The organism is Ectobacillus soli, from assembly GCF_042610425.1.
Lineage (GTDB): Bacteria > Bacillota > Bacilli > Bacillales > Bacillaceae_G > Ectobacillus.
Genome location: NZ_JBGJZM010000001.1, coordinates 262,031 through 274,371, shown reverse-complemented (window position 1 = coordinate 274,371; position 12,341 = coordinate 262,031). Strand labels below are relative to the sequence as shown.

13 protein-coding genes and 1 pseudogene are annotated in these 12,341 nt (G+C 39.8%); 2 read left to right on the top strand and 12 right to left on the bottom strand.

Annotated elements, in window-relative coordinates; translation table 11 throughout:
- The first annotated feature begins 17 nt into the window (after window positions 1-17).
- Window positions 18-1,571: a stage V sporulation protein B gene (gene spoVB / locus ACAN53_RS01375; protein ID WP_379965904.1), complete on the top strand. Its 1,554-nt coding sequence runs from the start codon at window positions 18-20 to the stop codon at window positions 1,569-1,571.
- An 11-nt stretch (window positions 1,572-1,582) separates the two neighbouring features.
- On the opposite strand, the gene ACAN53_RS01370 is transcribed toward spoVB, so the two are convergent.
- Window positions 1,583-2,230: a DUF421 domain-containing protein gene (locus ACAN53_RS01370; protein WP_379970202.1), complete on the bottom strand. Its 648-nt coding sequence runs from the start codon at window positions 2,228-2,230 to the stop codon at window positions 1,583-1,585.
- A 127-nt stretch (window positions 2,231-2,357) separates the two neighbouring features.
- Between ACAN53_RS01370 and ACAN53_RS01365 the strand changes: the two genes are divergently transcribed.
- Window positions 2,358-2,738, top strand: a complete 381-nt coding sequence (locus ACAN53_RS01365) for a TIGR04086 family membrane protein (RefSeq protein ID WP_379965901.1) — start codon at window positions 2,358-2,360, stop codon at window positions 2,736-2,738.
- 59 nt (window positions 2,739-2,797) lie between these two features.
- Here ACAN53_RS01365 and yajC read toward each other — a convergent pair whose 3' ends face one another.
- The 11 genes and pseudogenes from yajC to safA all read right to left on the bottom strand — a co-directional run.
- Window positions 2,798-3,061 (bottom strand): preprotein translocase subunit YajC, encoded by a 264-nt coding sequence (gene yajC / locus ACAN53_RS01360; protein WP_379965898.1) that lies wholly within the window; start codon window positions 3,059-3,061, stop codon window positions 2,798-2,800.
- 30 nt (window positions 3,062-3,091) lie between these two features.
- A complete protein-coding gene (gene tgt, locus ACAN53_RS01355) occupies window positions 3,092-4,231 on the bottom strand; it encodes a tRNA guanosine(34) transglycosylase Tgt (protein WP_379965895.1) in 1,140 nt (379 codons plus the stop codon).
- A 20-nt stretch (window positions 4,232-4,251) separates the two neighbouring features.
- Window positions 4,252-5,280: a tRNA preQ1(34) S-adenosylmethionine ribosyltransferase-isomerase QueA gene (queA, locus tag ACAN53_RS01350; protein WP_379965892.1), complete on the bottom strand. Its 1,029-nt coding sequence runs from the start codon at window positions 5,278-5,280 to the stop codon at window positions 4,252-4,254.
- Window positions 5,281-5,294: 14 nt separating this feature from the next.
- Complete coding sequence (locus ACAN53_RS01345; protein WP_379965889.1) at window positions 5,295-5,495, bottom strand: DUF2905 domain-containing protein; 201 nt, start codon at window positions 5,493-5,495, stop codon at window positions 5,295-5,297.
- The gene (ruvB, locus tag ACAN53_RS01340; protein ID WP_379965887.1) at window positions 5,492-6,493 is read right to left on the bottom strand and encodes a Holliday junction branch migration DNA helicase RuvB; all 1,002 of its coding nucleotides are present in this window, start codon (window positions 6,491-6,493) and stop codon (window positions 5,492-5,494) included. The genes ACAN53_RS01345 and ruvB overlap by 4 nt, the downstream gene beginning before the upstream one ends.
- A gap of 5 nt (window positions 6,494-6,498) precedes the next feature.
- Window positions 6,499-7,113 (bottom strand): Holliday junction branch migration protein RuvA, encoded by a 615-nt coding sequence (ruvA, locus tag ACAN53_RS01335; RefSeq protein ID WP_379965884.1) that lies wholly within the window; start codon window positions 7,111-7,113, stop codon window positions 6,499-6,501.
- 211 nt (window positions 7,114-7,324) lie between these two features.
- Window positions 7,325-7,849 carry a BofC C-terminal domain-containing protein gene (locus tag ACAN53_RS01330; protein ID WP_379965881.1) on the bottom strand — a complete coding sequence of 175 codons (525 nt, stop codon included), beginning with the start codon at window positions 7,847-7,849 and terminating at the stop codon, window positions 7,325-7,327.
- 278 nt (window positions 7,850-8,127) lie between these two features.
- The gene (locus ACAN53_RS01325; RefSeq protein WP_379965878.1) at window positions 8,128-8,817 is read right to left on the bottom strand and encodes a YhcN/YlaJ family sporulation lipoprotein; all 690 of its coding nucleotides are present in this window, start codon (window positions 8,815-8,817) and stop codon (window positions 8,128-8,130) included.
- An 87-nt stretch (window positions 8,818-8,904) separates the two neighbouring features.
- Entirely contained in the window at window positions 8,905-9,645 is a 741-nt protein-coding gene (gene nadE / locus ACAN53_RS01320; protein WP_379965875.1) for an NAD(+) synthase, read from the bottom strand.
- A 30-nt stretch (window positions 9,646-9,675) separates the two neighbouring features.
- Window positions 9,676-10,638: a phosphotransferase gene (locus ACAN53_RS01315; RefSeq protein WP_379965872.1), complete on the bottom strand. Its 963-nt coding sequence runs from the start codon at window positions 10,636-10,638 to the stop codon at window positions 9,676-9,678.
- A 1,455-nt stretch (window positions 10,639-12,093) separates the two neighbouring features.
- Window positions 12,094-12,259 (bottom strand): annotated as a pseudogene (gene safA / locus ACAN53_RS01310) (SafA/ExsA family spore coat assembly protein); the annotation flags it as partial.
- Window positions 12,260-12,341: the final 82 nt, after the last annotated feature.

Genomic DNA, 12,341 nt, shown 5'->3' with positions numbered 1-12,341 from the left:
GAGAAGGTGGGAACGAAATGACGAAGCAAAGCTTTTTACGTGGAACGTTGATTTTAATTCTAGCGGGACTAGCTACGCGTGTACTTGGCTTTCTTAATAGAATTGTTATGGCAAGAATTTTAGGAGAAGAAGGGGTAGGACTATATATGATGGCTGTTCCGACCTTCATCCTAGCCATCACCATCACACAGCTTGGACTTCCCGTAGCAATTGCTAAGCTTGTTGCAGAGGCAGAAGCAAGGAAAGAGCCGCATAAAGTAAAAAAAATTCTTTCCGTTTCATTGTCCATAACGTTGTCACTCAGCATAGTCTTTACAATCGCCATTTCCTTAGCTGCCCCTATCATTTCAAAGATGCTATTAACAGATGCACGAACGTACTATCCACTTATTGCAATACTTCCTGTCGTTCCTATTATTGCAATTTCATCTGTACTACGAGGATATTTCCAGGGAAAACAAAATATGAAGCCTGGTGCCTTATCACAAGTATTAGAGCAAGTTGTCCGTATTACACTCATTGCCGTTTGTATCCGAGCATTCCTTCCGTTTGGAATTGAATTCGCTGCCGCAGGAGCGATGATTTCAGCAGCAGCTGGGGAGCTCGTCTCACTCGCTTATATGTTGTATATATTTAAAGGGGAAAAACATATTCCCTTAACTTCTCACTTTTTACAAACTGTACAAAACAGTAAGGCTACCTTCCAATCTCTTATGTCCATTGCCTTACCTACTACAGGAAGCCGTTTAATCGGTTCGATTTCGTACTTTATTGAGCCAATCGTAATTGTACAAAGTTTAGCCATTGCTGGTGTAACGACGAGCATTGCAACCAAACAATACGGAGAATTAAACGGTTATGCCTTACCCCTACTATTCTTACCATCCTTTATTACATACGCTCTTTCCACCTCACTAGTTCCTTCTGTTAGTGAAGCAATGGCAAAAAAAAACCACGTACTCGTTGAATACCGACTGCAGCAAGCGTTGCGATTATCATTTCTTTCTGGAGGTTGGTCTGTCGTAATTTTGTACGTATTTGCCAATCCAATTATGACGCTCATGTACGGAACAGATCATGCTGCAATCTATGTAAAGGTTCTCGCGCCATGTTTTCTTTTCTATTATTTTCAAGGTCCACTAGCATCGGTGCTTCAAGCATTAGATTTAGCCAAGGCGGCGATGTATAACAGTTTCATTGGTACGGTTGTAAAGATTATTGTAATTTTCGCACTTGCATCACGTCCAGAATTTCAAATAATGGGAGTTGCACTAGCGATAGCAACTGGCTTACTCGTTGTTACCTTTTTGCACTACGCAACGCTTCTAAAAAAAATTACATTTACTATTTACGCAAGAGATTACATCTATGGTATGCTTGCTATTTTTCTAGCAGGAGTAGTTGGATTTTCCTGTAATTTATACACCTTTTCTTCTTCATTAGGAATTCAAACATTGCTTTCTATTGTCATTACAAGCTTTGTCTATGCAACATTGCTCATCGTATTTCGTCTCATACGCAAAGAAGAATTACAACGATTCTCTCTTTTACGCTTTGGCTTTTTAAAATAACACAAGGGCACTTACTCATCCGTTATATCAATAAAAAATTGTCCATTTTGATACGTACAGTAGGAAATTTTCTTCACATCTTTATATCCAAGTTCCCGTAGCTTCTGCCTGAGCCAAAGATTTGTTTTATTTATGCTTTGCAGATGCTCATCTTGGATCACTCCATCCATAATAAGAGGAAGTGTAAATACGGGCGGAGTATCCTTGTTTGTTTTCTTTGGAAAGACCGATAGTTTTCCAGAAGGTTCTAATATCGCATATGCCACATCGCGCACATCACCAATATCTTTCTCACGAAGCTGTAACAGAAGATCATCGAAATTATAGCGTTGCTTGCGCATTTGCTTTTCATCTACCTTACCTTCTCGTATTAGAATAACAGCTTCGCCCTCAAGTAGCTTACGTGCTCGTTGACTTTTCAAGGAAACAAAAGCAATACTAAGCTGCAAAACTGCAAGTACCGTCATAGGAACAATCTGATGCGAGATGTGCTTATCTGGATTTTCTATAGCAATGACAGCTAATTCACTTAGCATTAGAAAAACAACGAGATCAAGTACATTTAATTCACCAAGCTCTCGTTTTCCCATTGTTCGAAATATGATAGTGATAATTGCATACAATAGGACCGTTCGACCAGCCATTGCTAGAAGATCCATCATCATCATCCCACCTTATCATGTTGTATCCTGTTTAGTTTTCCCTACAGGTTATCACTTAATCCATAAGAAAGTAAGTCTATCTCTCTGTTATGTCTAATATGCTTGTAAGAGAGGAGGGATGATAATGACGGGAACAAAAAAAATGGCATCTGCCATCGTATTCGGACTGGGTATGATTTTACTTCTTGCTACAATAGCAAGTTTATTTGTAGCATTCCTTGCTAGATTAACAACAATGAATGATTCCACTCTTTCTACCATCATTCTCGTATTTGCAATCATTTCGATGCTTGTAGCAGGCTTCGTTGCAGGTGTAAAGGCAAAAACAAAAGGATGGCTTGTCGGTAGTTTAACAGGGCTATCATTTGCTCTTGTAATTTTTCTATTTCAATATTTAGGGTTTGGTAAGTCGCTCTCAAAGGAGAGCATCCTCTATCACATTGGATACATCGCAGCAAGTACAATGGGCGGAATCATCGGAGTAAATACGACAAAAAAAGAATAAAAAACCTTGGCAAACGCCAAGGTTTTTTATACAAAACAAGCTGCTTCTACTTTTTGAACCTACTCTTTATTTGCTTCGCGAATTGCATTGCGTTCAAACGTAAGATGAGAGCCATCTCCTACTTTGATAACAACAGTCGCGTCATTGATAGAATCAATAATTCCATGTAGACCGCCAATTGTTACAACGCGATCACCTTTACTTAAACTGCTTTGCATTTGTGAAACTGCTTTTTGACGTTTTTGTTGCGGACGAATTAATAAGAAATAAAATACAACAACCATTAAAAGAAGCGGCAATACTTGTACAGCAAACGCATTCATACTTTTAGTCCTCCTCAAATTATGTACATTTTAAAAGTTTTTTGCATTCGGTTTGTTAAAGCCATATTGTTCAAAAAATTCTTCACGAAAATCGCCAAGACGATCTTCACGAATAGCTTGTCGCACCTGCTCCATTAATTTTAGCAGAAAATAAAGATTATGGTAAGACGTTAAACGAATTCCAAACGTTTCTTCTGATTTAATCAAATGGCGAATATATGCACGAGAATAATTTTTACACGTATAGCAATCACAATTTGGATCAAGTGGACCAAAGTCTCTTGCATATTGTGCATTTTTGATGACAACGCGTCCCTGACTTGTCATACAAGTACCGTTTCTTGCAATACGAGTAGGCAAAACACAATCAAACATGTCAATCCCGCGAATCGCTCCATCAATAAGAGAATCGGGTGATCCAACTCCCATTAAGTATCTAGGTTTGTTTGTTGGCAATAGCGGCGCTGTATATTCCAACACACGGTTCATAACTTCCTTCGATTCCCCAACAGAAAGTCCCCCTATTGCATACCCTGGAAAGTCGAGAGAAACAAGGTCACGTGCACTTTGTCTACGAAGATCTTCATATTCTCCTCCTTGCACAATACCAAATAAACCTTGATCACTAGGACGAGCATGTGCTGATAAGCAACGTTCTGCCCAGCGACTCGTCCGTTCAACAGACTTTTTCATATAATCATACTCTGCAGGATATGGAGGGCATTCATCAAACGCCATCATAATATCTGAACCAAGCGCATTTTGGATTTCCATTGCCTTTTCCGGTGAGAGAAAGAGCTTATCCCCGTTCAAATGATTACGGAAATGAACACCTTCTTCTTCTATTTTACGAAAGTCACTTAAGCTAAACACTTGAAAGCCACCAGAATCTGTTAAAATAGATCGATCCCAATTCATAAAGGAATGAAGGCCACCTGCTTCTTTAACAATTTCATGTCCTGGTCGAAGCCATAGATGATACGTATTGCTTAATATAATGCCAGCATTCATTGCTTTCAATTCTTCAGGTGACATTGTTTTCACTGTAGCAAGTGTCCCCACCGGCATAAAAATAGGTGTTTCAAATGAACCATGCGGTGTATGCACTCTGCCAAGACGTGCACCTGTTTGTTTACAAGTTTTAATTAATTCATAGGTTACAGCTGCCATACATAACTCCTTTCTTCCCTCTACAAGATTAACATTGCATCTCCAAAACTAAAGAACCGATATTTCTCTGATACTGCTTCGTTGTATGCGTGCAGAACATGATCTCTACCAGCCAGAGCACTAACAAGCATAATAAGAGTAGACTTAGGCAAGTGAAAGTTTGTTATTAAACCATCAATCGCTTTATACGTATAGCCCGGATAAATAAATATATCGGTCCAGCCAGAGCATGCACGGAATGGTCCACCTGTTATCGTTGCAATGGTTTCCAGTGTTCGCGTAGAAGTCGTTCCAACAGAAATAATACGACCGCCATCTTGCTTTGTCTTATTTAAAAGGGACGCCGTTTCCTCTGACATATGATAATACTCAGAATGCATCTTATGATTCTCAATGCTGTCTACCGATACAGGACGGAATGTACCAAGACCGACATGCAACGTAATAAATGCTAACTGTACTCCCTTTTCCTCTAGCGTTTGCAATAATTCCTTTGTAAAGTGAAGACCAGCTGTCGGTGCTGCCGCCGATCCTACTTCCTTGGCGTAAACCGTTTGATAACGATTTTGATCCTCAAGTTTTTCTTTAATATACGGCGGAAGAGGCATTTCACCAAGCTCATCTAAAATTTCATAGAAAATTCCTTCATAAGAAAATTTCAGTTTACGACCGCCTTGCTCCTCCGTGCCGATACAAACAGCCTGTAGCTTTCCATCACCAAAAGACAGAACTGTTCCTTCCTTCACGCGCTTTGCAGGCTTTACAAGCGTTTCCCAGCAATCGTTCTCTTCTTGCTTAAGAAGAAGAACTTCAATATGTGCTCCTGTATCTTCTTTAATTCCATACAAACGCGCTGGCATAACCTTCGTTTCATTTAAAACGAGGCAATCTCCGGGTTGTAAGAAAGAGACAATATCATAAAAATGTTTGTGCTGAATATCTCCTGTTTCTCGGTTTAATACCATCAAACGAGACGTTTCTCGCTTTTCTAACGGAGTTTGTGCAATTAATTCTTCTGGTAAGTCGAAATCAAATTCATTAATGTCCATTATTCCACCTGTTTCTATTTAAATCGTTGTATAACGTAAAAAATGACGGATAGGATTACGCTCAGTAACAGAGACGTAACAATTGGAAAGAAAAACGTCACATTTCCTTTTTTAATTAAAATATCACCGGGTATTTTTCCAACAAACCGCCAAAGCAAACCAACTGCAATACATATACTACCAATTACTAAAAATAACTTTGACATATCCATCATTTTGTAGGTACCTCCCTATGAAAATGCTCATAGGCAAGCGGTGTGACAATACGACCGCGCGGAGTCCGCTGCAAAAAACCTAGTTGCATTAAGTATGGCTCATACACATCTTCAATGGTATTCGATTCTTCTCCAATGGTTGCTGCGATTGTTTCCAATCCAACTGGTCCTCCTCGAAACGTATCCATAATGCCAACAAGTAATTTATGGTCAATATGGTCAAGGCCTAGTTCGTCCACTTGCAGAAGAGAAAGTGACATTTGGGTAATCTCCAACGTAATGATACCATTGCCACGAACTTGTGCAAAATCACGGACACGTCGTAAAATTCGGTTTGCAATACGCGGGGTTCCACGTGATCGTTTTGCAATATCTATAGCAGCGGCTTTATCAATGACAACACCAAAAACATCAGCTGTCCGCTGAGCAATGGCTGTAAGCTGATCTACCGTATAATATTCTAAACGTGATAGAACACCAAATCGGTCGCGCAGTGGTGCAGATAAAGCCCCTGCACGTGTTGTCGCACCAACAAGTGTAAATGGAGGTAAATCAAGACGAACAGATTTTGCTGTCGGACCCTTCCCAATCACAATATCTAAGCAAAAATCCTCCATTGCCGGATACAATACCTCTTCGACCGAACGAGGCAAACGATGTATTTCATCAATAAATAATACATCACCAGGTTCTAACGCGGTAACGACTGCAGCTAAATCACCAGGACGTTCAATGGCTGGCCCAGAAGTGGTCCTTACGTTGACTCCCATTTCATGTGCGATAATTGTGGCTAATGTCGTTTTCCCCAGTCCCGGTGGTCCATATAACAAAACATGATCTAAAGTTTCCTCACGCTGCTTTGCTGCTTCAATGAAAACCTCTAGATTGTGTTTTACTTTTTCTTGACCAATGTATTGACGTAAATGCTGCGGACGTAATGAATATTCAAGCTCATCGTCCTCATATACAGATTCACCCGTAACAAGACGTTCCTCCATGCTTCTCACCTCTTACCATGTAATAGAAGCTGTAGCGCCTTTTTAATATATTGCTCCGTTGTTAACTGCTCCCCTTGTAAGTCAGGGACAATTCGGGAAATTTCCCGCTGCGCATAACCAAGAACTTGAAGCGCCTCAATAGCCTCTTCTAACTCTACTTGTGGATGTTGTGTTTGCAACTCTGCAGGGGTGGAAAATAAAGTAGGAAATGCATCTGGGACAATATCAGCAAGTTTTCCTTTTAAATCCAGCATCATCTGACGAGCTGTTTTCTTACCCACACCTGGAAATTTAACAAGAAACTTCTCATCTTCCTGCTCAATCGCTTGTACAAGCTGCTTTGTCTCCCCTGAAGCTAAGATAGCAAGTGCCCCTTTTGGTCCAATACCAGATACACCGATCAATTTCATAAATAAAGAACGTTCCTCACGCGTCATAAATCCGTATAAAGCAATCACGTCTTCGCGAACATATTGATATGTATAAACACGTATCGCCTTATCACTTGTACGAAAAGCGTAAGGATTTGGAGTAAACAATTGAAACCCCATTCCATTATAATCGAGAACGATGTACTCAGGCCCCACAAACTCTACACAACCTGTAATATACTCAAACAAAGATGTCCTCTCCCTTTTCAAGTCATGTATTCCATTTTAACATAAGAACCAGAAAAGCGGAATCGACTTGCTTTGCTCCATAGGGCAGAGGTTCCTCGCACAAAAAGGCGCTTTTTTCCTTTTAACAATCTTTCTCATTCTATTAAAAAAGGGAAACACAAGCAGGAAATATCCTTTTTGTGTTTCCCTCAGAGGATGTTACGATAGTTTTTTAGGTACCTTTTTTCTGAACTGAATATTGCTTCATTGTTTCTAACACTTGCTCATACCGTTTTTTTGATTTCACACGAATGCCACGCTCTAACTGATCTTTGCGATAACTCTCCAATTTTTCCATATCTAGCTGGAAAAAAGAATGAATCGCATGATTAGATTTTGGAACACCTTGATAAAGTTGAAGTATCCCCTTTTTTGAAACACCAAAATAACCGCTCGTTTTTAGTAACGGAGAAATATCGTCAATACGCTTTTGCATTACCATTTGCGTATCATCTCGGTCGACAAGCTGCCAATCCTTATACAATTTCAATATTTCTTCTACGTTCGTCACTTTTTCTGTAAATATTTCTTCACTCACTTCTCCATCTACATAGGCACGCTGCAAAACGATGGTAATGGATGGTTCTTTCTCTTGAAGCATTAGTTCCGTATCTTTGGCAAAGCTAGAAAGAGAAGCTTCAAATAGAAAGGCACTTCCACACACTAGTATGAGTGTAAGCTTCGCTAGAAAGTTCATCAACCTTCATCTCCTACAAATGTTAGTTTGAACTAACCTTAGAGTTATGAGTTTCCACTACTAGTTTGACCATATGAAGAAGTTTTATCCATCTTATCTAGTTGATGCTTTCCTCTGCAACCTATCAAACTTTAATTAATCCTATTTTGTTTCCGCTTCCTTTCTTTTTTCCTCGTTCACGGGCACAAATCTAACTAAGATCCATAGGCATAAGCCCTTCTCAAACCTGATGGCAATCCAAAAAGGAGAAACGCCTAAGCGTTCTCCTTCTTCGGGACTTACATTACGTTTGGACGATTGGATTGAAACATACTATCCATTTCCGTTTTCATGCTAGGGGTCATTGTTCCTCTTAGCAAATGAATGCTCATCGATTGTGCTTTATTGAACGTTGCTTCATCGGAAGTTATCCTCACATGTCGCCCATTTGTGATTGGCGAAATTTCTTTTGAAACAGCATCTTCTGCCTTTTTTTCTTCCCCTTTAACTCGTGGTCTTATCGCCACGATTACATCGTTTCCTTTTACAATTGTTACCCCTTTTTCTACTTCATTCATACGATTGATTCGTTGTGTAAGATCTTCTGCCAATTTACGATCTTTCGCTGAATCGTATCCATTCATGGTTATATTGCGCTTTGGATACGCATTATAAAAATGTGCCTGGGATGTTGGATCTGTATGGTAATCGTATGCAACGCTATTGCGTTTATTATGAATGTGTTGATTAATCTTTGAGTATTTTACATTTCCATAATTAGGAACCGCAGTTTGATTTATACTTGCGTTTGTTACGTTAGTGTACGGTATATTCCCCTGTACATTGGGATAGTAACTTTGTCCCCTATAAGATGTTTGCTCATAGCCAGTTTGCTGTTCCATGGACGTTTTTGATTGGCTAGTACTACAAGCTGTTAGTGTGCCAACGAGTAAAAGAGTTGCTGCAACCTGCTTTACTTTTTTATGCAATGCAAACACCCCCACTAATAAAAGTAAGCCATTTGGCTCACTCTTATATTGACTCATGGGGGTGGTTTTTAAACTGACAGATATTGTTTAAAACTTAGGAGGTGCTACTGCTAAGTGACGTTTATGTTCAGAACGAGCGTGCATGTTTTCAATAATTAGACGATCCTTCTCTGGAATTTCTTCGCCCTTTAAATAATTATCAATCATATTGTATGTTGTTCCCATTTCATTTTCATCCGTTTGGCCTTCCCAAAGTCCTGCAGTAGGTGCCTTATGTATAACTTCATCAGGTACACCTAATGCTATTGCTAACTCACGCACTTCACCTTTCGTAAAGTTAACAAGAGGTACTAGGTCAACCCCACCATCTCCGTACTTCGTAAAGTAACCGGTATGCCATTCAGCTGCATTGTCTGTGCCAACAACAAGATAGTTAAAGTTATTTGCTACTGCATACAAAGTTGACATACGAAGACGTGCTCTCGTATTTGCATCGCCAAGCTTCGCTTTTTCTTCATTCCATGTTCCCGCATTCTTTAGTTGTGATTCAATCTCATGAAACAAAGTATGATGGGTATCTGTTAAAGTAATCACATAGTGCTCAATACCACTGCTTTCAACGACTCTCAGTGCATCCTCTGCATCTTTTTCATTACTTTTACAAGGCATAATCAAGCCAACGGAATGATCAGGAAAGGCACGCTTAATCAAGTGAGTTGTAACAGCTGAGTCAATTCCGCCGCTAATCCCAACAATCGCACCATTTGCATGAGCTTCCTTCACTTTTAATTGCAGCCATTCAACAAGCTTTTTTATTTTTTCTTCCATTTTTCCATACTTCCCTTCGTATGTTTGTGATTATGTTACCATATTATATAATCGCTCGACAAATTGTAAGCGAAACCGAAATTGCTTTTTTGTAAAATAAATCAATTGCTGTTCATATCGTTTTTTTTCATTGGTAGAAAGGAACAGAAAATAGTACCATTCACGTATTAGATCTTCCGGGAATATAAGGAAAAGAAGAAACATACGATTGCTAAGGAGTTCTTTCAGTTCATAAAATGTTGTAAGCTCCTCTAACGACCAATTTTCATAAGGCAAAGCAATGTGACACCATTTCACATAATCATATAGGATAGGGCCATAGCTCATACAATCAAAATCAATTAAATATACCTCATCAGCCTTTACATAATTATGCACTGTAATATCTCCGTGCAAACATGTATGAAAAGATGCTGATATCTCTGTAGGGGAAAGACGGGTTAATGCAAAAGATGACCAGTCCAGAACTCTTTGTACGATCGATTCTCCCATGTAAAATGATAAAACTTGTTTGTGAATATCAATTGTCTTCACTCGTTTGTGCCATTTTGACCATACGGACTGAACGGGTAGAATCGAGCAAAACTCTTCAGGAAGCATACGTACATAGGTATGATACAAATGGAGGGTTTCAAGCGATTGTTTTCGATCCTCCTTCAATCCGAATGAAAATGGTTCATTGTATGGCAAATAATCGAACACTAACCAATAGGTAGATTCGAACTGCTCATATGTTTTTCCGTTCGGAAGCAACCTAGCAAAGGATGTAGAGGTAAATCCTGTTTTTTGTAATTGCTTGGAAATCATAAGTTGTAGCCACATTTTTTCGAACGCTGCATATCCCTTTAAAACGTATGTATCATGATTCGTTTCTACAACATATATATGCGGTTTTATCAGAGTAATTTTGTTAACATTCATTCCTATTTGTTGCAAGAAGAAAAAAAGGCGATTCATAAATGCATCGCCTTTTTTATGTTCATTATGTTTCATTGTCATCATCATCAATCTTTGGTGTTCCAAATAGGGCTTGTTGATCTTGACGATAGTAGGATGCTTGTGGATACGGAGCATATGGCACGGATGGAACATATGGTACTTGCTGATAAGTAGGGTAATAAGGTGCGCCGTACAATCCTGGCTGCGGTGCAAATGGATAAGGCTGTTGTGGTTGTTCTTCACAACCGCAGTCTTCATCTGCTATTGGTGCTTGATTACTTGCAGGTGCTACATTACTAGTAGGCGTTGGCATATAAAGAGATGACGATTCGTACGGAACAGGCTGCACAAATCCAGGTCCGGCGGCATATGGACTATACGCCCCTTGTACTTGACCCATTTCCTGCGGATTTGCATAAACTGGTGGATAAGGGTAGGCCGGTGGATACATCATTGGTGCATAGGACGGATAGGGCGGCGGTCCGAAATATGACGGGTATGGCGGCGGCGCCATTTCGTAAGGAGTATAAGGCTGTCCTTGCGGATAATAACTCGGATTAGGTTGTGGTGGCTGCATTTCGTATGGGTTGTAAGGCTGCCCTTGCAAAGGTGGCTGTGTGTACTGCTGTGCCTCAGTATACGTTGGTATAGCGGGTTGCATATAATTTTGTTGATATAGGTTTGGCTGGCTCGGATTCATACTTTGATCCCAAATAGGTGAAGGTATCGTGCCCCCATATGCATCTTCAGACGGAATAAATCCTTTATTTACCTCCGGCGGTATATATGGATTTGTTACATCAACTATCGGTAATACTCCTTCTTTCGGACTTTCGTAGGCACTTACATTTTGGACTGGGATGCTACTAACATTCGATTTACTTGCAGGTACTTGGCTTTCATTTACCTTTTCCGAAATAGGTGATACTTGATTTGCCAAATCTGCAACTACCTTATTTTCATTCGAACTCGGTATTGTATTTGTTTTTTCATAGATAGGTGATATTTGCGATTGATCTTCTTTTTTTGTCATTGCCGGTACTTTCAATTCCTTTGCTAAAGTAAAATCCTTTGTCGGTGGCTCCGGTGGCTGCGGCAAAATATTAATAGAAAACTTAGTCCCTTCTTTCCCTTCTTTTTGGACAGCGGGCTCACTTTTGACTACTGACTTCACTTCTTCTTTCTTCTGCGCAGCTTTTACTACAGCCTTTACTGCTTTTACAACGGTCTCTTCTTTTTTTGCTACAGGCGCAACCTGTGTTTCTTTTTGCACTGGCTTCACCTGTACTTCTTTTTGCACTGGCTTCATCTGTACTTCTTTTTGTACGGACTTCATCTGTACTTCTTTTTGCGGGGCTTGCTGCTCAGCAGGCTTCTCAGATACAATGTCTGTTTTCATCTTCGGTTCTTCTTCATCTTGTATAGAAAGAAGTTTCGGCTCCGCTGGAAATTCCTTCTGTTGTACTTCCTTCACGTATTCTTTTGGCTGCGCAGATCCCGATCCTGTATATTTAACAGGTACATCTGCAGATGGAACTTTAATTTTCATCCCTGGCATAATTAAATCTGGATTGCTGAGCTGAGCATTCACATTCTTAAGCTCTTCGAAATTCACGCCATACTTTTTGGCAATTTTCCAAAGTGTATCTCCTTTTTGGACAATATGAATTTTCAAATTTTCCCCCTCCTGTGCGACTTCTCTATGATAGAAACTGCACAATCAACACACGGTGCCACTTCACAACAATGTATGCAAG

Bases quoted from the DNA above. Each gene is read 5' to 3' on its own strand.
- spoVB (WP_379965904.1), top strand. From the start codon at position 18: ATGACGAAGCAAAGCTTTTTACGTGGAACGTTGATTTTAATTCTAGCG.
- ACAN53_RS01370 (WP_379970202.1), bottom strand. From the start codon at position 2,230: ATGGATCTTCTAGCAATGGCTGGTCGAACGGTCCTATTGTATGCAATT.
- ACAN53_RS01365 (WP_379965901.1), top strand. From the start codon at position 2,358: ATGACGGGAACAAAAAAAATGGCATCTGCCATCGTATTCGGACTGGGT.
- yajC (WP_379965898.1), bottom strand. From the start codon at position 3,061: ATGAATGCGTTTGCTGTACAAGTATTGCCGCTTCTTTTAATGGTTGTT.
- tgt (WP_379965895.1), bottom strand. From the start codon at position 4,231: ATGGCAGCTGTAACCTATGAATTAATTAAAACTTGTAAACAAACAGGT.
- queA (WP_379965892.1), bottom strand. From the start codon at position 5,280: ATGGACATTAATGAATTTGATTTCGACTTACCAGAAGAATTAATTGCA.
- ACAN53_RS01345 (WP_379965889.1), bottom strand. From the start codon at position 5,495: ATGATGGATATGTCAAAGTTATTTTTAGTAATTGGTAGTATATGTATT.
- ruvB (WP_379965887.1), bottom strand. From the start codon at position 6,493: ATGGAGGAACGTCTTGTTACGGGTGAATCTGTATATGAGGACGATGAG.
- ACAN53_RS01330 (WP_379965881.1), bottom strand. From the start codon at position 7,849: ATGAACTTTCTAGCGAAGCTTACACTCATACTAGTGTGTGGAAGTGCC.
- nadE (WP_379965875.1), bottom strand. From the start codon at position 9,645: ATGGAAGAAAAAATAAAAAAGCTTGTTGAATGGCTGCAATTAAAAGTG.
- ACAN53_RS01315 (WP_379965872.1), bottom strand. From the start codon at position 10,638: ATGAAACATAATGAACATAAAAAAGGCGATGCATTTATGAATCGCCTT.